The 24,062-nt window shown below is 43.9% G+C and carries 23 protein-coding genes and 1 riboswitch; of the genes, 5 read left to right on the top strand and 18 right to left on the bottom strand.

The genetic code is table 11. The features are described from left to right. Positions 1-425: 425 nt before the first annotated feature. From J2Z66_RS33440 to J2Z66_RS33420, 5 genes are all read right to left on the bottom strand, one after another. On the bottom strand, positions 426-635 hold the full coding sequence (locus J2Z66_RS33440; RefSeq protein WP_209977113.1) for a hypothetical protein: 210 nt from the start codon (positions 633-635) through the stop codon (positions 426-428). Between the two features lie 134 nt (positions 636-769). Further along, entirely contained in the window at positions 770-2,062 is a 1,293-nt protein-coding gene (serS, locus tag J2Z66_RS33435) for a serine--tRNA ligase (protein WP_209977112.1), read from the bottom strand. A 297-nt stretch (positions 2,063-2,359) separates the two neighbouring features. Continuing rightward, on the bottom strand, positions 2,360-3,232 hold the full coding sequence (locus tag J2Z66_RS33430) for an aldo/keto reductase (protein ID WP_209977111.1): 873 nt from the start codon (positions 3,230-3,232) through the stop codon (positions 2,360-2,362). A gap of 52 nt (positions 3,233-3,284) precedes the next feature. Further along, entirely contained in the window at positions 3,285-4,214 is a 930-nt protein-coding gene (locus J2Z66_RS33425) for a hypothetical protein (RefSeq protein ID WP_209977110.1), read from the bottom strand. Positions 4,215-4,272: 58 nt separating this feature from the next. Next, positions 4,273-5,064 (bottom strand): arylamine N-acetyltransferase family protein, encoded by a 792-nt coding sequence (locus J2Z66_RS33420; protein WP_209977109.1) that lies wholly within the window; start codon positions 5,062-5,064, stop codon positions 4,273-4,275. Positions 5,065-5,223: 159 nt separating this feature from the next. Here J2Z66_RS33420 and J2Z66_RS33415 point away from each other — a divergent pair, with 159 nt between their 5' ends. Next, entirely contained in the window at positions 5,224-6,201 is a 978-nt protein-coding gene (locus tag J2Z66_RS33415) for a YpdA family putative bacillithiol disulfide reductase (RefSeq protein ID WP_209977108.1), read from the top strand. Between the two features lie 145 nt (positions 6,202-6,346). Continuing rightward, positions 6,347-6,649: a hypothetical protein gene (locus tag J2Z66_RS33410; RefSeq protein WP_245376033.1), complete on the top strand. Its 303-nt coding sequence runs from the start codon at positions 6,347-6,349 to the stop codon at positions 6,647-6,649. 121 nt (positions 6,650-6,770) lie between these two features. Here J2Z66_RS33410 and J2Z66_RS33405 read toward each other — a convergent pair whose 3' ends face one another. From J2Z66_RS33405 to J2Z66_RS33365, 10 genes are all read right to left on the bottom strand, one after another. Then, on the bottom strand, positions 6,771-8,123 hold the full coding sequence (locus J2Z66_RS33405) for a sugar phosphate nucleotidyltransferase (RefSeq protein WP_312894898.1): 1,353 nt from the start codon (positions 8,121-8,123) through the stop codon (positions 6,771-6,773). A 37-nt stretch (positions 8,124-8,160) separates the two neighbouring features. Further along, complete coding sequence (locus tag J2Z66_RS33400) at positions 8,161-9,126, bottom strand: glycosyltransferase (RefSeq protein ID WP_245376032.1); 966 nt, start codon at positions 9,124-9,126, stop codon at positions 8,161-8,163. 161 nt (positions 9,127-9,287) lie between these two features. Continuing rightward, on the bottom strand, positions 9,288-10,100 hold the full coding sequence (locus tag J2Z66_RS33395; RefSeq protein ID WP_209977106.1) for a DUF6492 family protein: 813 nt from the start codon (positions 10,098-10,100) through the stop codon (positions 9,288-9,290). Positions 10,101-10,289: 189 nt separating this feature from the next. Beyond that, complete coding sequence (locus tag J2Z66_RS33390; RefSeq protein ID WP_312894902.1) at positions 10,290-10,943, bottom strand: TatD family hydrolase; 654 nt, start codon at positions 10,941-10,943, stop codon at positions 10,290-10,292. Then, a complete protein-coding gene (locus J2Z66_RS43905) occupies positions 10,885-11,082 on the bottom strand; it encodes a hypothetical protein (protein ID WP_312894895.1) in 198 nt (65 codons plus the stop codon). The genes J2Z66_RS33390 and J2Z66_RS43905 overlap by 59 nt, the downstream gene beginning before the upstream one ends. 11 nt (positions 11,083-11,093) lie before the next feature. Next, positions 11,094-11,879, bottom strand: a complete 786-nt coding sequence (locus J2Z66_RS33385) for an ABC transporter ATP-binding protein (RefSeq protein WP_209977123.1) — start codon at positions 11,877-11,879, stop codon at positions 11,094-11,096. Positions 11,880-11,898: 19 nt separating this feature from the next. Beyond that, positions 11,899-12,660 carry an ABC transporter permease gene (locus tag J2Z66_RS33380; RefSeq protein WP_209977105.1) on the bottom strand — a complete coding sequence of 254 codons (762 nt, stop codon included), beginning with the start codon at positions 12,658-12,660 and terminating at the stop codon, positions 11,899-11,901. Beyond that, positions 12,660-12,950 (bottom strand): thiamine-binding protein, encoded by a 291-nt coding sequence (locus J2Z66_RS33375; RefSeq protein ID WP_209977104.1) that lies wholly within the window; start codon positions 12,948-12,950, stop codon positions 12,660-12,662. The genes J2Z66_RS33380 and J2Z66_RS33375 overlap by 1 nt, the downstream gene beginning before the upstream one ends. 28 nt (positions 12,951-12,978) lie before the next feature. Next, positions 12,979-13,998, bottom strand: coding sequence for an ABC transporter substrate-binding protein (locus J2Z66_RS33370; protein ID WP_209977103.1), 1,020 nt, complete (start codon positions 13,996-13,998; stop codon positions 12,979-12,981). Between the two features lie 106 nt (positions 13,999-14,104). Continuing rightward, a riboswitch (TPP riboswitch) is annotated at positions 14,105-14,217 on the bottom strand. A 134-nt stretch (positions 14,218-14,351) separates the two neighbouring features. Then, positions 14,352-15,227: a patatin-like phospholipase family protein gene (locus J2Z66_RS33365; RefSeq protein WP_245376031.1), complete on the bottom strand. Its 876-nt coding sequence runs from the start codon at positions 15,225-15,227 to the stop codon at positions 14,352-14,354. Between the two features lie 126 nt (positions 15,228-15,353). On the opposite strand from J2Z66_RS33365, the gene J2Z66_RS33360 reads away from it, so the two are divergent. Beyond that, positions 15,354-16,469, top strand: a complete 1,116-nt coding sequence (locus J2Z66_RS33360; protein ID WP_209977102.1) for an aminopeptidase — start codon at positions 15,354-15,356, stop codon at positions 16,467-16,469. 181 nt (positions 16,470-16,650) lie between these two features. On the opposite strand, the gene J2Z66_RS33355 is transcribed toward J2Z66_RS33360, so the two are convergent. Next, on the bottom strand, positions 16,651-18,153 hold the full coding sequence (locus tag J2Z66_RS33355) for a L,D-transpeptidase family protein (protein ID WP_209977101.1): 1,503 nt from the start codon (positions 18,151-18,153) through the stop codon (positions 16,651-16,653). Between the two features lie 602 nt (positions 18,154-18,755). On the opposite strand from J2Z66_RS33355, the gene J2Z66_RS33350 reads away from it, so the two are divergent. Beyond that, positions 18,756-19,697 (top strand): zinc dependent phospholipase C family protein, encoded by a 942-nt coding sequence (locus J2Z66_RS33350; RefSeq protein ID WP_209977100.1) that lies wholly within the window; start codon positions 18,756-18,758, stop codon positions 19,695-19,697. A gap of 37 nt (positions 19,698-19,734) precedes the next feature. Here the strand turns inward: J2Z66_RS33350 and J2Z66_RS33345 are convergent, their stop codons facing one another. Then, positions 19,735-20,409 carry a uracil-DNA glycosylase gene (locus J2Z66_RS33345; RefSeq protein ID WP_209977099.1) on the bottom strand — a complete coding sequence of 225 codons (675 nt, stop codon included), beginning with the start codon at positions 20,407-20,409 and terminating at the stop codon, positions 19,735-19,737. Between the two features lie 31 nt (positions 20,410-20,440). Next, the gene (locus J2Z66_RS33340) at positions 20,441-22,735 is read right to left on the bottom strand and encodes a DNA topoisomerase 3 (RefSeq protein ID WP_209977098.1); all 2,295 of its coding nucleotides are present in this window, start codon (positions 22,733-22,735) and stop codon (positions 20,441-20,443) included. A 222-nt stretch (positions 22,736-22,957) separates the two neighbouring features. On the opposite strand from J2Z66_RS33340, the gene J2Z66_RS33335 reads away from it, so the two are divergent. After that, a complete protein-coding gene (locus J2Z66_RS33335) occupies positions 22,958-24,061 on the top strand; it encodes a WD40/YVTN/BNR-like repeat-containing protein (protein WP_209977097.1) in 1,104 nt (367 codons plus the stop codon). The last annotated feature ends 1 nt before the right edge of the window (position 24,062 follow it).

Raw genomic sequence — 24,062 nt, 5'->3', positions numbered from 1 at the left:
CCATGAAAACATCATCATAATTTACCTTATTTAGTAAATTATTCTTCATTACATTTCATGTCAGATTCAATGCATGCTTAATGTGAAAAACATCGCTAAAGTAGCAGTTCCTCTAGGTTGCGCACGCTGGCGGGGCATTCATCATACCCAGTCCCGCAATCGCTAGGAAGTCTTCTCCATCAAGAGAAAAACCCTTGCTGGCTGTCCGTTTGAGCTTGGTGTTCGTGCGATTGTAGCTAGAGAGAATGGGTGTGGGCGGAAGAGCGTTAGCGTCCGCCTTTAAAGATTTGTTCCATCCCCTCATCCATACCATTCAAGGGAACAATTCTTTAACAGCAGCTGGAGCCCACACCCTTTCCCTCCGCAACGCCGCTCCCACATCACGAACACACTCATCAAAGGACGCCGCAAGGCGTCTTTCTTTATTAATTGTACATATAGTAAGCGAATAAAGCATATCCGCCGCCGATCGCAATGATGTAGAAGATCGTCAGCCGGGTTATGTTTTTCAACTTCTTTTGATCATAGTTCGGATTGCCCTCTTTGTTTTTCTTGGAAACCCCAACTAATATTGTCGTAACCAATGCGAGCAGCATTAGAAAGAAAATGATCGAATAATATCCGAATTCATTCATATTATCGCCTGCCTTTCATTTAGTTTCACTGAGCATAATTATACCATCTATTTCAAAAATGCAAGCTGTTTCAGCATCAAATCTTCATTCATGCGAACTAACTGTTCCCCAAATGAAATTCCGTCTGTTCACCTTCACGCTTTCCCCGTTTCTGACTCAAGACACTCAATGCCATTCATATAGGGACGAAGGGCCTTGGGAATCCGGATGCTTCCGTCCTCTTCCTGATGATTCTCCAGCAGTGGAATCAATATTCTCGGAGAAGCCACTGCCGTATTATTGAGGGTATGGCAATACCGCAGCTTTCCATCCGCTGCACGATAGCGAATTTGTGAACGACGGGCCTGGAAATCAAGAAGATTGGAAGACGAATGAGTTTCCCCATAAGCTTTCCGGCTCGGCATCCAGGTTTCTATATCGAATTGTTTATAGGTTTTCTGCGACATATCCCCCGTACAGACGGCCATTACACGATAAGGCAGCTCAAGAGCTTGCAAGAGATCTTCTGCATTCTGTGTGATTTCTTGCAGAAGCTGCTCCGATTTCTCCACAGCGCCCTCGCAAAGAACAACCTGCTCTACCTTGGCAAATTGATGAACACGATACAAGCCATGCACATCTTTACCAGCAGAGCCTACTTCACTTCTGAAGCAAGTCGATACAGAAGCAAGACGGATTGGCTCGGATACGTCTACGACTTCATTGCTGAAACATGCGATCAGCGGAACCTCTGAGGTTCCAACCAGCCACTTGTCTTCTCCCGTTATCCGATACGTCTGATCTTCACCCGTTGGAAAAAAACCGGTATTCATTAATGCTTCGGTTCGCACCATTAGGGGCACCTCATACAGCGTAAACCCTCTGTTTACTAACAAGTCAAGAGCCATCTGCTGTACAGCCCGATGCAGAAAAACTCCAGCTCCCTTCAGGTAATAATTCCGGGCTCCTGCTGTTTTTACACCGCGAGAAATATCTATCATGTTGTGAAGCGTCCCTAATTGGAGATGATCCTTCAATTCAAAAGGAAAGCTGAACGGCTCTCCTTCCCTCCGGACCTCCTTATTATCTGCATCCGAGCGACCAAAAGGTGTATCTGGAGAAACTATATTGGGCACCAGCATCATTACTTTATTAAATTGTTGTTCTGTATTAGCCAGCTCAGTCTCTAAAGTGGATAGCTGTTCATGAAGATCCCTACCTTGTTTTTTTAACACTTCTGCCATTTCAAGTTCTTCTGTTTTCACACATATACTCATATCTAGGGCCAATTTGTTCCTAGTCTGCCTAAGGTGTTCCACCTCTTGCAACAGCTTGCGTTTGGTTTCATCCCAAACCAGCAGTTCCTCAATGGAGACTGCTATTCCTTTTTGATCTGCAACAGTTTGAACCAGCTTTCCATGTTCCCGAATCCATTTGATATCCAGCATGTTCCCGCGCTCCTTTAAAATAGAATGCAAAAAACGCCCTCATCCTTATGGGACGAGGAGCGTTTTTCTCGCGGTGCCACCCAACTTGACCGGACAGTATGACTACTGTCTGATCCTCTCTGGTTCCGCTGTAACGGGCGGGCCGGTTAGCTTAGGAGAAACCTTGGTTCCTCTTGACGAAAACGCCTCAGAGTTGGATGCTCTTCATCGGCAAATGGTCGATCATTCACTTTTGTGTAGTATAACGTATTCTATCATATATATTCAAGTACTTTGTTTTTCCTTATTACGGTGCCTTTATACGACCGAAGCTTCAAATGGTGAAGAATAGCCGCTGATTGCACTAAGAATATGATGGGCCTCATCGCTGCTCATGGAACCGAAACGCTCGGCGGCATTCACTATTTTCGGAAAAAGATGAACATCCCCGGCACTGGCAAAGCCGCTGATTCCTGGAAAGGACAACACAAACTGCACACATGCATCAATAATTTCCTGAGTATCAAACGGTTCGTACCAGGTTGCATAGCTCCGGGCTTGTTTGTCATCCCATGGTCCTTTGGCAATAGCCTTAATAACCCTGACAGCAGCTCCTTGCTTATCCGCCACCGTCATAAACAAATCGAAAGCCTCGCGGTACGCGGGAAGCGAATACAAGTAGTAATTGAGCGGCAGCAGGACCGTGTCAAAGGGATAACGCCGCAAGGCCTCCATATGTGTTGATGGTGCCAAATGCCCATGCCCGGTAATTCCGATTGCTTTCACAATTCCTTGTTCCTTGGCCTCGACTGCGGCCTCCAGGGCACCGCCTTTTTTTGTGCAAAGATCAAGCTCAGATAGATCTCCTACCGCATGCAGCTGAATGAGATCAAGCTTATCTGTTTGCAGTCTTTCCAGAGAACGATAAATTTCCGCTTTCACCTTCTCATAGCTGCGTTCACCGGTTTTGGTTGCTAGGAAGATTTTATCGCGAATGCGCGGCATCCATGGACCCATGCGAAGCTCAGCATCACCGTAGCTGGCCGCAGTATCAAAATGATTGACGCCATGCTCCAAGGCAAATGAGATCGAAGCATCCGCTTCTTCTTGACTTACACTGCCTAGACTGGCAGCACCGAACATAACAACAGAGCTGTTATGCCCGATTCGTCCAAGCTTTCGTTCCTGCATGCTGACACCTCCAAAGGAAAATTCGTACAAATAATTGTTGTCTTGAATGCAGCTAGATAGATTGGCTTAGGCTGGTATACGCTTTTATCGCGACAGCTAGTTCGTTTTCTGTTTTGCTTTGTTCATTTTCAAGCTCCCATAGAACGGTTTTGATAGCTGAGCTTTTGGCGTCAATCTGAGCAATCGTGCTCTGCACTTTACCTTGTAAAATCCAATCCGTGATCAAGCCATCGAAGAAATTGTCAGAAAAACGAAGAAAGGGGCTTGCATCCATTTCCATAGTCAGGGAAGCACGTACGTCTCTCATCTCTTTATCGAAGCGCACCAAGCTTTGTTGAGCGTTATGGATATGTGCAATGGCTTCATCCAACTCATCATGTTTGCCTGGTGTCACTGCCGTCTCATCTATTGATGAATCCAGGGAATCCCAATGTATGGATGATAAAAAAGCATTTTTGGCTAGGTCAAGCTTCGTTGTGACAATATGACCTTCTTGCAGAGCTTCGGCCAGCTCCTTGAGCAATATCTTCAGCCCCGCTTTCCTCTCGGCCAGCTCATGAAGCTGCCTGACCACGCCAGGGTCGCCATTCTGAAGCAGCTTTTCCCTATTTCCCAAAGCATTCTTCTCTTCCAGATCCCAGTCCTGAACCACACTCAGCTTGGTTTTCAATGCTTCTATTTCTGCCTTAATGTTAGTAATCTCATGGTTTACTTCTTCGTATTTAAGCTTTGCCCCCAACATTTCGAGCTCAAGCTGCGTTTCTTTCTTTTGCCTGATAGTTAAGAAAAACCTGGAAAAAGACATTCCTTTCAGCCTTTCCACATCGCTTTCCTCTTTGTTCAGCTGCCGTTCCCACTGTATAGCTTGATTTTCTCTCTCCACCAGTTCCTCTTCAAGAGCCAGCAAACGCTGCTTCCATATCCGTTGCTGCCGTCCCTGCTCTCTGGCTGCAGCTAGCTTTTCGTTAAGTGCATCAAACATAGTTCTTACACCTCCATACTAGCTTATACCCTTTAAAGCAGATTTAAACGCAGATTGTTTAGATGAAATCAACCTCAATATTGAAATAGGTACGCAAGGCTTCGCTGTATGCTTCTTTGGATTGTGGAATGAAAGCATGTACACCATCGGCGTTAAAGATCCGAAACTCCTTTCCGGCAACCGTATTTCGTCCCTCCCGGGTACGGATAGCAATCATAGCATCGCCAATGAAAATAGAATCCGGAGCATTCTCGCACCAATAGCTGGCCATAACAAAATCCTTTGGCAGCTGGGGCTCTTCAGTGAAGGAATAGAGCTGATTCCATTGACCCTTATATAATTCACAGAGCATCCATCCATAGTATGGATCACGCTCTAAGCGGTAGCACTCCTCTCCTTGCTGCTGCTCAAGCCCCTCTGCCATTTGAATGGGGCGGCGGGGAACTATACCTCCCACTCCCACGTCACACAAGTAAAAGCCATTGTCGGCCTGAACCTGAAGGACTTGATGACGCCGTTTGGGAGGGAGCTGTGTCTCATTTCTCCAAAAGCGGGCCATAAAGGAAGTTACAGGATAGCCAAGCTCCTGAAGCAGCCAGGCAAACAGGGCATTGAGCTCAAAGCAAAAGCCCCCGCGGCGCTTAACCACAATTTTCCCAAGGAGTGCTTGAATATCCAGGGATAACGGTATGCGCTGTAAAATATCAAGGTTTTCATAAGGGACTGTATGCAAATGACGTTCCTGCAGTTCGGCAAGTACGGCGGCACTACCGTCCAATGGACCTTCGTAGCCTATCCGGTCAAGGTAAGCACGCACTTCCGGTTTTAGAGCATTGCGTCCATCTATCATGATATCAACTCCTTCATCTAATTCATCCAATATACATCCTAATATACACCCAACTTGATTGATCTGTCTGCACCTAGTAGCATCTTCAAGAACTTTGCGGTAGGATGGTTATGGAGAAAGAGAAATGAATTCGAAATCTTTGCTGGGAGGCTGTTTAGTTTGAATGATGTCATTATTATTGGCTCAGGCCCTTGCGGGCTGTCTGCTGCCATAGAAGCCAAACGTGCGGGTTTAAACCCTCTCGTTATAGAGAAGCACTGCATGGTCTACTCGATTTATTCGTATCCTACGCATTTGCAATTTTTCAGCACTGCTGAGCTGCTGGAAATCGGTGGATATCCTTTTATAACTCCGAATGATAAGCCTTTTCGCCAGGAGGCCTTAGTCTATTACCGGACTGTAGCACTTCGTGAAAATTTAGCGATAAAAACTTATGAAGAAGTCACCTTGGTTGAGCGCCGCCAGCAGCATTATGAAGTTCACACGGTTGACAGATTTGGACGTTCAGCCCGTTATGAATCGCGATTTGTAATCCTCGCAACCGGTTATTTTGATCAGCCTAATTTGCTTGGTATTACAGGCGAGGAATTGCCTAAAGTCACCCATTACTATCGGGAAGCCCACCCATATACAGGAATGAAAGTAGCTATTATAGGCGGGAGTAATTCTGCAGTCGATGCAGCAATGGATTTGCTGAGGGTTGGAGCCGAGGTCACGATTGTGTATAGGGGTGCACAAATTTCATCTGTTATTAAACCCTGGGTTCGCCCCATTTTTGAGAGCATGGTGAATAAAGGAAAGATTCGCATGTTGTTTGATTCCCAAGTGCAGGAAATTACGGAAAGCTCAGTACGTGTAAATACGGCGGGAGTTATCCAGGACATTCCTAATGATTTTGTCTTGGCATTAACAGGATTTCGGCCAGACAGAACACTGCTGACTTCTCTGGGCATAGATATTAATGAAGAAACAGGTGCCCCCTATTATAATCCTGAAACGATGGAAACGAATGTCAAGGGATTTTACGTGGCGGGTGTAGTGGCCTCCTCTAAATATGATGCCAATGAAATTTTTATCGAAACGGGACGCAAGCATGGTAATCATATTGCCTCTCATATGGCTTCGTCGCTTGTTTGAAAGCTCACCCAAAAATTCCCATTCATGCCCAAACATGAAATGGGAATTTTTTTCACTTTTCATACGAACACCTCTTCCCATAAGAACAAATGTTTGGTATAATAAAATCAAACAAATGTTCCCAATAGTGAAGGAGGTTGTTAGCATGATGAGCATCAGTCACAATTACCGTTTTATAGAACGAGATTATTGGTATGGGAAAGCATTGTCTAACAGCGAACATCTCTTGCCTTCGCAAATTGACGAGATTCTCGATCAGATGCAAAGCGATTATTGTGATTATACATTCAAGTTTTTTGGGGATGGTTCTGTCATCGTTATCGATAATGAAACAAACGGCCGGATCAATCCGAAAGAATTAACCGGTGCTGTACTGGACTTTTACATCCGCAAGAGAATTCATCTCATTAAAGTTAATCTACAGGAAAAGCAGCTTCAATACGCATAATCGCCAGCTTCTACTGACATACATGTACAAACAGACCACTGGATGGCTATGTGCACATCAACAATGGTCTGTTTGTCATCTGCCTTTAATCTGGCTGCTTGCCCGCATAAAGAATCAAGTTTTACCATGCTCTGTCTATCGATACACTATCATCTTCAAAAAGCTGACTGCCTATTTGAACTTCGATAAATTCAAGTGCTGTAACAGCCCTCACCCCGTGCTTGGCACCACTAGGAATTTGAAACACATCTCCAGGTTTGACAGCGGAAATTGTATCCTCAAATATAAACTCTCCAGAACCGGAGATAATCGTCCAAGTTTTATTTCTTTTCAGATGCATATGGTAATGAATATGTTTCCCCGGAAGCAGTTCCATTTTCTTTGTTAAAGTTTCCATTTCCGGCTCTGTTTCAGTACCTGACTTTGAATAATCCAATACCCGGTATGTTCCCCAGCCTTTTTCTTCAAACATAGGCTTTTGCTTAAAGAAATTCAGCTTTTCTTTGATCTGATTGGATTTATTTTTACTTGCAACAAGAATTCCATCCGGGCTTGCTGCAACGATAACATGAGATACGTCGATGACCTGTATGGGATAAGGAAGCTCATTTACTAGATGGGTATTTAAGCAATCCTCTGAAACTTGCCCATATCCGATCACATTATTGTCTAAATGATTAGTAAGTGTGTCCCAACTCCCTAAGTCTTTCCAAGCTCCATGATAGGGAACGACGATAGAATGGCTTGTTTTTTCTGCAACCTCATGATCGAAGCTTTGCTCTGGAAGATTTTCATAACAGTTAAGCAGATCTTCATAATCAACAGGCAGCCCCTTCGTTTGTAAATAAGAAAGCATGAATTTTAATGAAAACGCGAATACTCCACAATTCCACAAAGCCTGCTTCTTTATCAAGCGGCTAGCTTTTTTTACATCAGGTTTTTCTACGAAACTAGCAATAGAATAGTAGTCTGTAGCATTATTAAATCGTGGTACAATATAACCAAATTGGTTGGATGGGTATCTGGGAACAGTTCCTAGAAGAGCTAAATCTGCATGGGATTGCGAGAGCATCTCTGGAAACTTATGCAGGATTTGAAAGAAAGAAGCATCAACGAATGAATCAACTGGAAGGATGCATATCGGCTCATCTAAGCTCACATTCAATTTGGAATGAAAGTAGCTTGCAGCTAATGCAATAGCTGAGAACGTTCCCCTCTTATAGGGTTCGCTGATAATTGGGATCGAGTCACCTACATGCTTTTGTGTAATTTCAGCTTGGATTTGATGTGTAACGATAAAGGTGGAATGAAGCAGTCCAACTGAATCTAGTTGTCTACAAATTCTTTGAATCATAGACTCTTTTTGACCATCCTCAGCTGCTAAGAGTTTTAAAAATATTTTTGACCTGATTTCATTGGAAAGCGGCCAAAGTCTTTTACCAGAACCACCTGATAGGAGAACAACATGCAACATTTATTCCTCCCTTCGTAAATACCTATTCTATTTATCTTTATTGTTTAGATATCACCTTTTCTACAGCCTGTTTCATTAGAAGACCAGCACGGTCCCACGAATACTGAAGCATATCTTGTCTGCCCTGGCGCCCTTTACTCTTGCATAAATCAGGATTTTTATAAGCAAATCTCATTTGTTTTTTAAGGCTGCTAATCTCCGGTTCTGCCCAGCGCTGCCCTTTTTGTACAAACAATCCGCGAAATCTTCGTGCTATGGCGTGTTTACTGTTCATACTTATCGCTGGACTTTTTAGTTTGTATTTGACAAAAAATGAATTTTTGCTTGTTAAGAAATCCATATGGCCGCCCCACCCGGTAGCAATAACTGGAACGCCGCTTGCCAGCGATTCTAGAAAAGGCAATCCGACGCCCTCTCCCCTGGTCGGAAGCACAAAAGCTTGGCCCATCGTATAGATGCCTTTATGTTGTTCCGTGTGCAGATGTCTGCCTATAACCGAAACAGGAGCCGTTTTCTTACGTATGCCGAGTTTTCTTTTATAGCGTTCGATTTGCATCTTGATCCATTTTTCGTTTTCATACTTGGCATATCCGTTTGTTTTGATCACTAACAGCACTTTGTCTGAGGCGGAAAACTCTTCCCAATAAGCCCTTAGTAAAGCTTCAGGATTTTTTCGATGCTGGAAGCCAAAAACAGATACGAATACAAATCTGCCATTTGAATTTGGCAATCGCAGCTTCTTATTGCTAGGAATATACCTTACTGTATCAACGCCATGAGGAACTATGAAGATGGGTACACTAACGCCGCTATTTCTAAGAGCTTGCTTATTTTGAGTCGAAGGTACAAAGACGGAATCCACCCTGTTCAAATTGGAGAGCCAACGCTTTGGTATTTTTGTTGTCTCCCATACAGTATTGATCATGATATGATCAAAGTATTTCCTTTCCTGTTTCAAGTTCATGCTACTAGGCAAATAATGATAAATTAAAACCCTTTTCATGCTTTGGCCCTTGACTTGTCTTTGCTTTTTCCTGGAACCTTCTGTCCTAACTTCCACACCATGCCTTTCTAATGCGCGAACATACGATCTGCTCGCTATGCCAAGACCGCTAACTTTTTTGACTGGCCCCTTCCATGTGACTTGATATTTGGGGACCATGACTATATCACCTTTGCTTTTCTTACATACCATTTACGTTTATGAAAAGAGACAGATCTATATTTTTTAGATAAGACCTTTATCTTTGATTTTGATAATTGTCCAGCGTTCATATTGAAGCTTTTGTTCAAAGCTTTCTTTAGAATAAGTCCGCCTGGGTATTTGGAGTAGAAAAAGTTTCCATACGTTTCAAATTCCGAGAAAGTAAACTGCTTCGATTTGTTAATACTCTTTAGTATTGCTGAATACCAGCTCTTATGATGTTTAGCTTCAATCGCCTTTTTCAGCTTCACAAGCTTTGATCTCTCAAATAGCATATAATGGGTAACGAAGGATGATGACGACTTGGCTTTTTTTCCGAGCAGCTTTTTATAAGTTTTAAAATATTCTGGCTGGCTCCAATTTCTGCAATAAAACAAAGTCTTTTCATTCGTTCTAAAAATATGCGGCCTAATAAGCACTGTATCTGCATCGATGACTAAATAATAATTGGAACGACATAAGGAATCCCCGCTCATCTTCAATAATTGTTGAAACAGCCAGCCAGAGCGATCCCATTTCTTTGAACGATAATGAATATGTTTTTTTGTAATAGGGAGGACCGTATTTTCATCAACAAATTTGCATCCTTTTCTTTTGCAAAGTTCTATAATTTTTTCACTTCTTGGGCTAACGATCAGGATATCACCTATAGGGTGCATCACATTTTTTTTCACAGCATCAATTACAAAAGGGAGTGTGCCTAAATCCTTCTCAATAGCAGGAATTAAGACATCAATTTTTGCACGGCTGCTTATTTGGCTCTTTAGTGGCATGGCCTATTCTCATCTCCATTTGACAAGTAATGAATTATACTATGTCCAAGTTGCAGGAAAGGTTTGGGCAATCAAAAAAAGGGACGAATAGGAAAAAAGAAAAAAGACCTTAGCATTTCCTTTCGGCAGGAAAACGCTAAGGTCTTATAATCATTACATTGCGAAAATGTATGGTTCTCATTTCATGTATTAAATGTCTACACCATAAAACTGTCGTGTATTACTCAGAAGCTTTGCTGCGGTTTTTTCAACCGAGAGCTGCTTTATATAGGCGATTTGTTCAATCACGTCCATAATCATTATAGGAAGTGTTTCTTTCCCAGCAAATGGACCTTCAAATGGCCATGGACCGTCGGTTTCTACCATCATAAGCTCCAAAGGGTAGATCGACGCGAGAGATTGAATTTCCTCTTCGTAGAGCACATCTGGAGTAATAGAGATATAATAACCTGCAGATATCATTCGCTGGATCGTCTGAGCATTCCCCTTAAACCAGTGGAAATGCGCTTTGCTTACTCCATACTTGTGTAACAGGTCACAGGCCAAATCCGCGTCTTCATATACAGCATGAAGGACTAATGGTTTATTCATCTCTTTGCTCAGTACTATAAATCGTTCCAGTAAATCAAGATAGGGTGCGAGATCAAATGACAATCCCTGCTCTTCGGCTTCCTGCCGCTTGTAATAAGGAAGCCCTACTTCCCCGATGGCCGCAATCTCTGCCCGGTGTACCAGGATCCAACTAATAAGTCCGTCTCGTTCCTCATTTGTAGGTGGATCCTGCTCAGGATGATAGCCGCAAGCAGCGAATACCTGCTTCGGAAAACGGCGTTTTAGCCCTATCGTTAAGCGGCTGGAATCCCAGTGCCGGGATACCGCTACAAGTCCTTGAATGCTCGCAGGAAGCCTCTTCGACGATATGGACGGCCCTGCTTATTTCATACATGTCTAAATGAATATGAGCATCGATACCATAGATCATCGTTTACCTCCCTATTTTCGAATGACTTTCTCCACAGTATGCTCTTTTCTCATAATTCCGTAAATCTCCTGCCGCAATTGTTGAAAGGCCAGCTCAAGCATTACGGATTCAAGACGGGGGCGCGGAAATGGAATGGTAAGTTCTTTTAGAACGGTCGTTGGTTTATCTGACAGCACATAAATCCGATCGGATAAATAGAGCGCTTCTTCGATACTATGTGTAACAAATAATACGGAGCGTTTATTTTTTTCCCAAATACTGAGCAGCCAAGCCTGCATTTCCTGACGGGTTAGCGAATCTAGTGAGCCAAAAGGCTCATCCAAACACATCAACTCACGTGGACTTAACAGTGCACGGAGGAATGAGACCCTCTGCTGCATACCCCCTGACAAAACATGCGGATACTCCTTCTCATAACCTGACAGCCCCACTCTTCCCAGCCATTCTCTGGCCTCTTCCAAGGCTTGGCTCCGGCTAGTACCCGTGATTTCTTGAGCCAGCACAACATTCGATTCAATAGAACGCCATGGAAATAAGGCAGGCTGCTGCGGCATATAGCTGATCAGACCTTTTTTCCCGCTTATTTCTTCGCCCTCCAGCCATATTTCGCCAGAAGCAGGCCGGATCAATCCGCCTATGATTTGAAAAAGGGTCGTTTTTCCACTCCCGGAAGGACCGACAATGGACACAAACTCACCAGCGCCAACTTGTAGCGATAAATTAGAGAACACTTCCACCTTTTTATTTTTGCTTTCAAAAGAATGCTTAATATTACGCAGCTCCAGCTTGCTTTTCATCACTATCCCGCCCCCTTCCTCAAGCCTTCGTATTCCAACGGATGATCAACTTTTCCAATAAAGTAATCAGCCCGAAAAATAATAAACTCAAGCAAATGATAATAAAAATAGCAACAAATTCACGGTCTGCCCGGTAGGAAGCTTTTTGCAGCATCATATAAGTCCCGATCCCTTCACCGCTTCCAAGCCATTCGGCAATGACAGCCCCCATAACACTGTATGTGGCTGAAATTTTCAGGCCTGAAAAAACAAAGGGCAAAGCATTAGGCAGCTCAAGCTTGAAAAATATTTGTTTCCGTGATGCTCCAATCAGCTTCATATAGCTGTACATATGTCTGTCAGTTTGCATAAAGCCATCCAACGTCGCTATCGTAATTGGAAAAAAACATACTAATGTAATCACAATAATTTTAGGTAATAGACCAAATCCAAACCATATGATAAGCAGCGGTGCCAGAGCGATTGTCGGAATGTTTTGTGATAATATCAATAGCGGATAAAATCCGGACTTAAACCCCGGAACCATATGCAGCATGCAAGCCATCACCAGCCCCACACCAACGCCTATACTAAAACCTATTAAAGTTATTTGGATCGTTGAGGCGGTATGCATCCATAAACGGGAATAAGCATTGATTCCCTCATGTATGATTTGCAGCGGCGTCGGCAGCAGCCAGCCCGGAACATGCCACCACATCGCTGCAAGCTGCCATACAAGCAAAAGCACCATAACCACCACAACGGGCGGCCATGCTGCTTTTAGCCAGCTTTGCTTACTCATTAACGGTATTTCTCCGTCAATTTATCCATAGATGCTCCAGCAGGGTTATAATATACTTTGATTTGAGACAGGACGTTCGGACTGCCCATCTCAATCATAGCCGTATTCATTTGCTTGATAATATCGAGCAAGTGATCAAGCTGCCCCTCCATGGTCGTTTCAAGCGGACTAACGAAATATTTCACTCCTGAATTCGCAATGACCTCAATAGCTCTGTCCACATAAGGAATGACATCCTCGTTATTGTTCGTTTTCGGCATAATTTGAATACTTACTAATGCATTAGCCATATTCACTATCCCCTTGATTATGATTGATTTATTTGGATTCAGGCAGAAAATCATTTGTAAACGCAGCATCAACATCAAGTGCCTTCTCTAACAGCTTGTGATCGAGCATCCAGGTTGCGTAGTTATCCCAAACTTCTCTTTTTTGTATGCCCCATTGAGCTGCATCGTCCTTATACTTAGGACTTAGCCATTTCTGACTGGCTATCACAAGCTCTTTATCGAGGTCTGGTACTGCCTTGAGGAGCAGGTTTGCTGCATCTTCCGGTTTCTCAATGGCATAATTGTATCCTTTCGCCGCTGCGGCAATGAAGGCTTTGACAATTTCTGGTTTTTCTTTCACCATCTTCTCGCTTGTAGTCAGAACTGGTGTATAATAATCCAGCTTGTCCGTATAATCGGTCAGATAGACCATATTTAATGGTTCATTTCTAAGCTCGGCATCGACACCCGTCCAAGCGTAGTAGATCCAGGCAAAATCAATGTCCCGCTTAACTGCTGTGAAGTAATCAGCTTCTCCGATATTAACAAACTTCACTTTATTAACATCCGCATTTTCAATTTGCATTAAGGAATCAATCACCGCATTCTCGGCAGGCGCACCATATCCACCATACGTTTTCCCCTCGAAATCCTTTGGTGATTTGATGTTCTTGGCCAGCGGCGATGCAAACCCAGAAGTATTATGCTGTATAATAGCTGCAATAGATACAATAGGAAGCCCTTGAATCCGGGCCAGCGTAATCCCTTCCTGCACACCTACACCAAACTCTGCGCTATCCGCAGCAACCATAGCATCCGAGCCATTTGTGCCTGGTTGAATGATTTCTACGTTAAGGCCTTCTTGTTCAAAATAACCTTGGTCTAAAGCAACATACAAGCCTGTGTGATTCGTATTCGGAGTCCAGTCCAAAACTACTTTAACATCCGTCAGCGTTTGCTTAGGTGTCTCGGTGCCTTTAGCCGGAGCTTCTGTTTCTTTTTTGGCGCATGCTGACAAAACCACCATCAGGCTTACCAGCAGCAGCAGTGCATTTCTTTTCCACTTCATGATAATCTCTCCCTTTTTTGTTACCAAAGCCGTAAGCAAACAAAGACCGCCATGGGTTCAAATCCCGGGCGGTCTTCTATCGTATACCATAAGCACACATGTAACTCATGCACATCTTCATCATTCTCTGCGCTGGCATTATCCAGATCAGATTCTAACGGTCAGCGGTATACGTCCGCACTCTCAGCCTGACTTCATCAAGCCCCCGATTAAGGTATTTGGTTGTAACAGAAATATACACTATGCTTTCTACTTATGCAAGTATAAAAATATTGCAGACTCCCTTATTCTACATAGATCTCAAATTGTTAATGCAGTTAATTATTCACATCATTAATCATCATTAAAAATCATTAATTATTTTCAATCAGCCACTCTCTTAGTCTTTGACCTTCACGCTCCGCATCCTTAAAACCAAGATCATACAGGAGCTGCAGCTTGCTTACATTTTTCTCTACGCGGCTTATCTTCAGAGCATTTGAGGGGCGGATCACGAAGGCTTTCCCCTCCTTTTCCAAGCGTTCGATCGTTTCCAATGTGTTGTTATAAATCACACTCCGGTTCATGAGCACTTCGGCAAGCCCTTTAAATTTCGGATAGACACTTTGAACAAACCATTTCTGCTTAAAGGGCGTTTTACGGTAGCCTAATTCTTTCGTCAAAATAATGACATGCCGTTTATTTCCGTCCAATAAAGATTTGTTTATGGGAATAGGGTCCACCAGTCCTCCATCAAATAAAGTTCGTCCTTGGAATTGTACAGGCTGTGCCACGAAGGGAAGACTGCTTGAAGCTTGTAAAATAGGCATGATCCCTTCAAGCCAATCGTGCTTCATAAAATAGATTGGTTCTCCCGTGTAAGCATCCATTGTGCCGATTGCAAATTTTTGCGGAGACTTGTAAAAAGCCTGGAAATCAAATGGCTCCAAAACATTAGGAAGCTGATTAAAAATAAAATCCATACCGAACATACTTTTTTGCCAAATCCAATTGCGGTAGCTTAAATATCTGGCATCTCTCACATAATCAATCGTTATTTTTTTATTCCGGCCCCTCTGCCGGGAAATATAAGAAGTCGCACTTAAAGCGCCAGCAGAAACACCAACCACATATGGAAAATGCCATTCCTGATCCAAGAAATAGTCAAGCACTCCAGCCGTATAAACGCCTCTCATACCACCGCCTTCCAGTACCAATCCGACTCCATCCAAGTTTTCTTTCGTTCTCATCTACATTGTTCACCTCAAACATTTGCTGTCGAAATAAGCTAAGACTTATCGTTTTTTGCGCTTGCCCAGGAAATAAAGGTATAATTCATTATACAATGACGATACCACTAAAGGGAGAATACGTATATGAGAGATCCTCGAATTGCTGCTTTTGCCAAAAATTTGATCCGTTATTCCGTGCATTTACAGCCCGGGGAAAACATTCTGATTGAAATGATTGGTGTCAAAGATCCCGAGCTGGCCAAATGTTTGATTGAAGAGGTGTACGCGGCAGGCGGCAACCCTTTCATCGAGCTTCGCGATCCCGTTATTACCCGAAGCCTGCAGCTAGGGGCAACGGAAGAGCATTTTGCTAAGTGGTCAGAATTCGAGCTCGTTCGAATGCGTGCGATGGATGCTTATCTTGGAGTTCGCAGTGGAGATAATATTACCGAGACCTCTGATGTTCCTGATGCGAAGATGAAGCACTATTTGACCACCTATCAGCGGCCAATTTTGAATGAAAGAGTGAACAACACCAAATGGTGTATCATGCGATACCCGAATGCTTCTATGGCACAACTGGCAGGTAAAAGCACGGAAGCCTTTGAGGATTTCTATTTTCAGGTATGTAATCTGGATTATGCTAAAATGTCGCAAGCCATGGATGGGCTTGTCAATCTTATGAATCGCACCGATCGTGTGAGACTAGTATCACCAGGAACAGATATCTCATTTTCTATTAAGGATATACCTGCTGTCAAATGTGCTGGACTTAGAAACATCCCGGATGGTGAAGTATTTACCGCCCCCGTTAGAAATTCAGTCAATGGGGTAATCAGCTATAACACACCGACCATTTATTCCGGAACCTCCTTTGAGAATGTGATCCTGCACTTTGAGAACGGCAAAATCACTAAAGCTACTAGCAATAACTCTGAACGTCTTAACGAAATTCTGGATACCGATGAAGGCGCAAGATATATTGGTGAATTTGCCATAGGATTAAATCCTTATATCAAACATCCCATGAAAGATATATTGTTTGACGAAAAGATCGATGGCAGCATCCACTTCACTCCTGGACAGGCCTATGAGAGGGCCGACAATACCAACCGTTCCTCTGTCCACTGGGACATGGTGCTGATTCAAAGACCCGAATATGGGGGGGGCGACATCTTTTTTGACGAAATTCTGATTCGTAAGAATGGCCGCTTCGTTATTCCGGAATTGGAACAGCTCAACCCTGAGAATTTAAAATAATCTTCCAGCAAAAAGGAATCTGTTCTGGCATTAGCCACGGCAGGTTTCTTTTTTTGCAAATATATGGGATTTGCCTGATTATACTTTTGCCCAAACATGCAAAAAAAACCTTTCACTGAAATGGGATTTCGAGCTCAAGGATAACAAATTTTTATTTGGAATACACCCAATATATCTCCAATCAACCAAGCCATTCAAATACTTTAGTCCCGGCGCTTTCTTCTATTAAAGCAAGCTTATTAGGAATAATTTCACTAATACTATGGCTTCCACCTGGCAAGCTGTGTATGCTACCCCTGTTTTTATCTTCATCTACGATATGAACCTTAGCTCCCATCGGCACCCAAGTATATAACTCATCCATATCCTGATCCAGAAGCCGAACACAGCCCAAGGATAGATTTTTGCCAATGGAACCTTCATTATTAGTACCGTGAATCGCTATATTCCCAAGTCCTAAGCCTGCTGCACCAAAAATCCCCGGCTTACTTCCGAGCGGCTTCAAAACACGCTCCTCCACAACGAAATCTGCCTCAGGGGTTTGATCCCCAGCACCCAGACCAACCTTTTTTTCCATGATTAGGCTAGTACCGCTCATAAGTCTCAAGCTATGATCACTTTTTACGATCTGAATCTGAACAGGTTCATAGGGAAGCCCAGCCTCTAATTCAACATTCGGATAAAACATTGAACTTAGCTCACTAGAGGTGTCATTGTACACCCAACCGCCTTTCCCATCATAGTCAGCTCTAACTGCATTCGAATGAGAACGCGATTCCAGAGGCAGGAAACTTAAATAATTATTCGGATAATCCTGCAAAAGCAGGCTAATGGATTCAGGCGGCTCACCATGATCCTCCATGTAAGTCTGGAGAGCTGTACGCACCAAATTTGTACTAAATGCTGATAAGGGCCTCTCTTTTGGGAAATCCACATGTAAAAAACGGATTTTCACAGCGTTATCGATAAAAGAATTATATTCAGCTATTACAAACGCTTTCGTTTTGAGACTATTATCCGTAAGTGGCAGCGTCTTATCTTGTAATTCCGGCATCGCAGCGGCGACTCCATAAATCAGAATGTTGCTCTTAGGCTGATCCGCACCAAGCTTGATTGCTTTTTCATGCAAGGCAGATTCAATCTTATTTGTTGCAGTCCCATTTGGAAAGTACATCACGTATGGGATATCAACCGCTTCGTATGTAACATCCTTCCCTATTCCCCACGGCATCACCTTGGACACTATTTTAGAAATCGAATCTGCACTAAAGTATAAGCTCAAAAGAATCATATTCAATAGCAGCAGTGCTATGATCATTGTTTTAATAAAAGGAAGTCTGGCACGCGCCGGCCGCTCTAAAGCTACTGCGGTCTCTGCAGCACCCTGGCCTTGGCCATTAACAGTTTGCTTTACGATTTCTTTCACTGCCCGATTTGCTGCAGAATAATAAGGGGACGGGTAGACACGCAAAGCTTCCTGATAATGAAATAAAGCCTTTTTCAGCTTTCCATCCTTTTGGCTCATTTCGCCCAGCTTGTAATGTGCTTCCGGGGAGTGGGGATCCAAATAACGGATGACCTTCTCGTAATATAGCGGATCAGCCGGACTAATATACAGATTTTTATGGAGGTGTACGATTTTTTCATCCAAATGATTTTTAAATCTCGCGCCTTTGCGATTCATACCGGATCCCCCTCGTAAAATGGTTTTTACAAGCTTTAATCACTAGATACATAATGTATCATTATTCGTTTTATTTGACAAGTACCTCCTCGAAACATAGTGATTTTTGATCATAACGATACCAATCGTAACATTCGACAAGTTTTTTTATTATTTTCAGAATTATGATTATTTTTTCGTGATATCTTCCATCCTAATGTTGTCTACTTTAATGACTTTAAAAAACGAACCTTAACTTAATTATAGGGGTGTACATAATGATCTATGGGACAAAATTGCTGGAATCTGATATTGAGCTTTTCACAGCTGCTCTAACTCAATCAAATGTTTATGTGTGGTCATTGGACCAGCATGGTGTATACTTTCAAGTAGAATGTGGAATCGTTGAGAGATATACCCCAGATCATGTCAAAGTGCGAAGCAGCACGGATTCGAAAAAATCTCTTTTATATCCGCGTGAAACTTGTGAATTCAGCATTCAATTCTAGGATGAAAATAAGCAGAAAAAGGAACACAGAGAGGCACACTTTCTGGCGTTCTTTTTTTTGTGCTTTATGTTAGAATATGTTTCAATGAACAAACAGAAGAATCGAGGGGGAACAATGCCTAATACTTGGACACATCTTCTTTTTGGCCAACAGCTGTTAAGCAAGCTTGGTCACGAAGCCCTATGGAATGACAAGCAGTTAAAAAATGTGTTTAACCTGGGCTGCCAGGGACCTGATTTCTTGTTTTATCACAACTATCTGCCGTGGAAACGCGATGACAAAATGGCTAAGCTCGGAAAAGCTATGCACACCAAGCAATGCGGGCCTTTTCTTATGGATCTTGTACGCCATGTTCAGGGCAGAGGTATTTATAATCCGGCAGTGCTTTATGTACTTGGCTTTATTACCCATCATATTTTGGACCGGCACATGCATCCTTATGTCTTTTATAAATCTGGATTCAAAAAATGGAATCATCAGCGCTTTGAAATTATTATGGATACTCTTATTGTCCGGAAAATGCTTGGCTTGGAAACCTGGGAAACACCCTTGTGGAAAGAGATTTATGCCGGGGACTCTTTTCCGCTTGGCATCGAGCCCGCACTTGCTGAAGCCGCAGCCAAACATTATCCCGAGTTGACTACTCATGTTACCGGTCAAGATTGGAATGATGCTTATCGCGATATGATTAAGGCGCAGCGCTTGTTCCACGATCCCAAAGGGATCAAACGACTGCTGACCTTCGGACAAATTAGTCCGTTCGTCTACGCCAAACGCCTGGCACCACTCGATTATTTAAACGAAGCCCGCGGCCAGTGGAACAGCCCTACTGCACAGGAGGAAATCTATACGAAAAGTGTGTGGGATTTGTGGGAGGAAGCGGAAGCCGATGGTCTCAAGGTATTGCAAACCGCCTTGCAAACACTGCAAAGCGGCCCACAATCTGAAAGTAGCGAAGAACAGAAGCTTGCAGAGCTGCTCGGCAACATCTCCTACGAGACTGGCAAGCCCTGCGATAGCGGTCTGGAAATCTTATATGTGAATTCTATAATGTAAAGTGGAATCATGGTCTTGGAATAATGAGCTTGAAATTTTACAGATTCTCTATCTGCCAATCAATTTCCTTCTCGCCAAGCTCAAGCAAATACTGATTTGTTTGTGAGAAAGGCTTGCTGCCAAAAAAACCACGATAAGCCGATAATGGACTTGGATGAGGGCCGCGGATAATGCGATGCTTCCTGGCATCAATCAAGCTGCCCTTCGCCTGAGCGTGACTCCCCCACAAAATAAAAACTACGGGCTGCTCACGTTCACTCAAGGCCTGTATAACCCGGTCGGTAAATATTTCCCAGCCTTTCCCTTTGTGGGAATTTGGCGTATCCTGTCTGACAGTAAGAACCGTGTTCAGCAAAAGCACCCCCTGCTCTGCCCATTTCATCAGGAACCCATTATTGGGAATATAGCAGCCAAGATCTGATTGCAGCTCCTGAAACATGTTTTTCAACGAAGGCGGAGCTTTCACACCAGGCTTAACTGAAAAGCTGAGTCCATGTGCCTGCCCTGGGCCATGATACGGGTCCTGGCCCAAAATCACGACTTTAGTATTCGAGTAGGAAGTCAAATGAAGTGCTGAAAAAACATCATTTTTATCCGGATATATGACCTTTGTATTGTATTCTTCCACCAAAAATTCACGTAAGGACAAGTAATACGGTTTTTGAAATTCCGGCTCCAATATAGGAGCCCAGTCATTATTCAAGATAGTCATGGAAGCGACTCTCCTTTTTCAATTGTTTATGTTATTGCTCTGTGCCAATTTCTCCAGTTGCGGTATTTTTCAATATAAGACGTCCGTCCATCACCGATTCATCCTCCAGCTTTAGCTTCAGCTTGCCAGTCTTGCCCTTCTCGATCAGTGCTTTGACCTGAGCATCTGTCAGCATGCGCCCATAGCTTTCCTTCCAGATAACGAACTTGCAGCCTTCTTTGTAATGCGAACAGCCATAGCCCTTGCGCCCCATAAAAATCGAACCGCCACAGCCGGGTCTTGGGCAGCCTGCAAGAACTACTGGTGTACTTGTGCTGTTCCCATCATTTGCCTGACTCGCTGTGCCGGGACTTGCCGCCCGAGAACTTGCTGTACCCGCTATTGAGCTCGCCTTACTGGAGCGGGTTTGACTGCTCCTCGCCTTGGGAGCCGTTTTCTTTCCTTTGGCTGCAGCAGCGACTGTCTTGGTGTCTCCTTCAAAGGAGGTTTTGGCTGCTCTGGCTTGTACGCGAACCTTCCCGACTATAAGCGTGGCAAATTTCTTTACATTCTCCATAAACTGACTATCGGAGGCTGTGCCGCGGGATATTTCATTAAGGCGACGCTCCCATTGCCCCGTCATTTCTGGTGATGTCAGCAGTTCAATGCCTGCGCCGCGGATCAGCTCAATGACGGTTCGTCCTTTTTGCGTAATCTGGATTTTTTTCCCCTGCATGTCTACATAGCCAACGTTCTTCAACCGCTCTATGGTCGCAGCCCTTGTTGCTGGTGTGCCAAGTCCGGAATCTTTCATCGCATCACGAAGCTCTTCATCCTCAATCTGCTTACCGGCGCTTTCCATTGCTTTAAGTAATGTGCCTTCCGTGAAATTTTTGGGCGGCTGCGTATCTTTCTCCTTAACTATCGCATCGGAGCAATGGATTCCCTCATCCTGCCTGACAGAGAAGGGCTCACTGACTTCAATCTCTTCTTCCTCTTCTTCTTCCTTATCTTTTCCTTTAGGCGCCTTTACCTTTTCCTTCTTCTGGTCGGCATAAATGACCTTCCACCCCAGGCTCAGCAGCTCCTTGACCGTTGTTTTGAACAGCTCAGCTTCCACCTCAGTCATGACGGTATGAACCTTATACTCGGCAGCGGGATAAAACTGCGAAAGAAAACGGCGCACAATCAGATCGTACAGCTTCTGTTCATCAGGGTTCAGCCCTGTGGCTTTGCGGTTGGTCGGCAGTATCGCATGATGATCCTCTACCTTGGAAGGGTTGCATATAAACTTGTTGCCTTTATGAACCAGCCCCCGGTTTGCACCTTTCACCAGCTCGTCGTAAGCCGTTCCTTGCAAAGCGTTCAGCGCTTTGTGCATTTCCGGAATATTTTGCTCGGTTACATAGTTGGAGTTCGTTCTTGGATAAGAAATCACCTTATGCTTCTCATAAAGGGATTGTGCGGTATCCAGCGTTTTTTTGGCTGAAAAAGCATATTTACCATTGGCTTCACGCTGCAAAAGGGTCAGATCGTACAGCTTGAACGGATACTCTTTGGTATCCTTAACCTCATAGGAGGTGATACGCCCAGGTTTACCTTTCACTTTAGCAGCTAACGCCTCGACCTTTTCCTTATCGGTCATCCGTTCCCCCTGCCACATGCCCTTATAGCTGACCTCAGCTTGAGTGAAATGGCCTTCCAGCTCGAAAAATTTCAAGGAGGAAAAAGCCTCAATTTGCTTTTGCCGATCAAAAATAAGCGCCAGCACCGGGGTTTGTACTCTGCCCACTGAGAGCAGTACATTATGCTTGGAAGTAAACGCACGAGTGCCGTTCATACCGATAAGCCAATCTGCTTCGCTTCGCGATCTGGCTGCACGAGTCAGGTTCTCGTATTCCGCCCCCTCCTTCAACGTCTCAAAGCCGCTGCGAATCGTTTCCGTTGTAAGATCTGATATCCACAGCCGTTTGACTGGTTGAACAAGACCCAGATGCCTTTGAATCAATGAAAAAATATGCTGTCCCTCACGTCCTGCATCGCATGCGTTGACAAGCCGGTCACATCGCTTGGCAAGCTCGGCAATTACTTTGAGCTGATCCAGCGTTCTCGGATTCGGTATAAGCTTAAATTCCTCAGGAATAATAGGCAGATGCTCTATGCTCCATTTTTTATACTTGTCGTCATAATGATTAGGCTCTGCCAGCTCGATCAAATGGCCAATCGCCCAAGTGATGATGTAGGATTCACCTTCCAGATAAGAACGTTTATTAACAGCCTTTGGCTCAATAGCCGCGGCGATATTACGGCCCATATCAGGCTTTTCCGCTATAACTAATATTTTCACATGGATACCTCTTGTCGATTTTTGCATGTTATTAAGGCTAGCTCAACTAACCTATATTCGAGCTTTACTCTCAAAAACCCTCTTTTTTTAACAAAAACATCGATCCAATTCCAGTTATCCGGCATGCTTCACTATCATTTACATACATCTTTGGTATAGATAAAAGGATTATTTTTCATGGTGTAGAATTCATTTACATATACGTTTAGAGGAGGTTTCTTTATGGGACAACGCATTTATTTGCTCGTCGGCACGAATAAAGGCTTATTTGTTTATTCCTCAAATTTAGAACGGAGCAATTGGACGCTGAACGGACCCTACTTATCAGGATGGGAGGTTTATAGTGTTCTTGGTGATAGTCGTGACGGAAGCAACCGCATTTATGCGGGCACCTCGCATGCAGCTTATGGCGCAACTATTCGCATTTCTGCAGATTTGGGACAAAGCTGGCAGCAAGTTGAGACAGGCCCGTCTTATTCCGAACAAAGCGGCTTTTCTTTAAACCGCATATGGCAGCTTGCTGCTGGACTGGCCTCAGATTCTCAAACTCTGTATGCAGGCGTTGAAGAATCAGGCTTATTCATCAGCCGCGATCAAGGACGGACATGGAGAGAACTGGATGGATTGACCAAGCACCCAACGAGACCCGGATGGTATCCAGGCGCAGGGGGGATGTGTTTGCATACTATTCTTATTGATCCGAACAATGCCAAGCGTATATGGGTCGCCATGTCTGCCGTAGGTGTATTCCGCAGTGATGATGGAGGAGAAACGTGGAAAACCTGCAACGAAGGGCTCTCCCGTGTTCCTACAGGCATGCCATTTCCGGAGGTTGGCTACTGTGTTCACAAGATGGTGCTGGACCCTCAAAACCCGGCTATTCTTTACATGCAGGAGCATGGTGGCGTATTCCAATCCAACAATGCTGGTGACAGCTGGTTTCCAATTGAAGAAGGGCTCACATTGCGTGGTGAAGATGCGCCATTCGGCTTTCCGATCGCTGTATCTCCGACAGGTGATTTATTTCTGCTTCCGCTTGAAAGCAGTGAACAACGCTCTATGAGAGATGGCAAGCTGCTTGTATACGGCAAATTAGTAAATGACGAAAGCTGGGCGCCTATCGGTGATGTACTACCGGAAGAGCAGCGTCATGTAAGCGTTCTTCGCGATGCCATGTCGGTTGATACGCTAGATCCTTATGGGCTTTATTTCGGCACCACTTCAGGTGAAGTTTATCTTTCCTTGAATCGCGGCTCAAGCTGGGAACGCTTACCTGGCCAATTTTCCCGAATTTTAACGGTAAAACCTTGGATCGTGGAGGAATGAG

Source organism: Paenibacillus eucommiae (assembly GCF_017874215.1).
In the GTDB taxonomy this organism is placed as follows: Bacteria; Bacillota; Bacilli; order Paenibacillales; family NBRC-103111; genus Paenibacillus_AI; species Paenibacillus_AI eucommiae.
The sequence above is the reverse complement of the archived record's forward strand: the minus strand, read 5'-3'. Positions and strand labels throughout refer to the sequence as shown.

Bases quoted from the DNA above. Each gene is read 5' to 3' on its own strand.
- J2Z66_RS33440 (WP_209977113.1), bottom strand. From the start codon at position 635: ATGAATGAATTCGGATATTATTCGATCATTTTCTTTCTAATGCTGCTC.
- serS (WP_209977112.1), bottom strand. From the start codon at position 2,062: ATGCTGGATATCAAATGGATTCGGGAACATGGAAAGCTGGTTCAAACT.
- J2Z66_RS33430 (WP_209977111.1), bottom strand. From the start codon at position 3,232: ATGCAGGAACGAAAGCTTGGACGAATCGGGCATAACAGCTCTGTTGTT.
- J2Z66_RS33425 (WP_209977110.1), bottom strand. From the start codon at position 4,214: ATGTTTGATGCACTTAACGAAAAGCTAGCTGCAGCCAGAGAGCAGGGA.
- J2Z66_RS33420 (WP_209977109.1), bottom strand. From the start codon at position 5,064: ATGATAGATGGACGCAATGCTCTAAAACCGGAAGTGCGTGCTTACCTT.
- J2Z66_RS33410 (WP_245376033.1), top strand. From the start codon at position 6,347: ATGATGAGCATCAGTCACAATTACCGTTTTATAGAACGAGATTATTGG.
- J2Z66_RS33405 (WP_312894898.1), bottom strand. From the start codon at position 8,123: ATGTTGCATGTTGTTCTCCTATCAGGTGGTTCTGGTAAAAGACTTTGG.
- J2Z66_RS33400 (WP_245376032.1), bottom strand. From the start codon at position 9,126: ATGAAAAGGGTTTTAATTTATCATTATTTGCCTAGTAGCATGAACTTG.
- J2Z66_RS33395 (WP_209977106.1), bottom strand. From the start codon at position 10,100: ATGCCACTAAAGAGCCAAATAAGCAGCCGTGCAAAAATTGATGTCTTA.
- J2Z66_RS43905 (WP_312894895.1), bottom strand. From the start codon at position 11,082: ATGATCTATGGTATCGATGCTCATATTCATTTAGACATGTATGAAATA.
- J2Z66_RS33385 (WP_209977123.1), bottom strand. From the start codon at position 11,879: ATGAAAAGCAAGCTGGAGCTGCGTAATATTAAGCATTCTTTTGAAAGC.
- J2Z66_RS33380 (WP_209977105.1), bottom strand. From the start codon at position 12,660: ATGAGTAAGCAAAGCTGGCTAAAAGCAGCATGGCCGCCCGTTGTGGTG.
- J2Z66_RS33375 (WP_209977104.1), bottom strand. From the start codon at position 12,950: ATGGCTAATGCATTAGTAAGTATTCAAATTATGCCGAAAACGAACAAT.
- J2Z66_RS33370 (WP_209977103.1), bottom strand. From the start codon at position 13,998: ATGAAGTGGAAAAGAAATGCACTGCTGCTGCTGGTAAGCCTGATGGTG.
- J2Z66_RS33365 (WP_245376031.1), bottom strand. From the start codon at position 15,227: ATGAGAACGAAAGAAAACTTGGATGGAGTCGGATTGGTACTGGAAGGC.
- J2Z66_RS33360 (WP_209977102.1), top strand. From the start codon at position 15,354: ATGAGAGATCCTCGAATTGCTGCTTTTGCCAAAAATTTGATCCGTTAT.
- J2Z66_RS33355 (WP_209977101.1), bottom strand. From the start codon at position 18,153: ATGAATCGCAAAGGCGCGAGATTTAAAAATCATTTGGATGAAAAAATC.
- J2Z66_RS33350 (WP_209977100.1), top strand. From the start codon at position 18,756: ATGCCTAATACTTGGACACATCTTCTTTTTGGCCAACAGCTGTTAAGC.
- J2Z66_RS33345 (WP_209977099.1), bottom strand. From the start codon at position 20,409: ATGACTATCTTGAATAATGACTGGGCTCCTATATTGGAGCCGGAATTT.
- J2Z66_RS33335 (WP_209977097.1), top strand. From the start codon at position 22,958: ATGGGACAACGCATTTATTTGCTCGTCGGCACGAATAAAGGCTTATTT.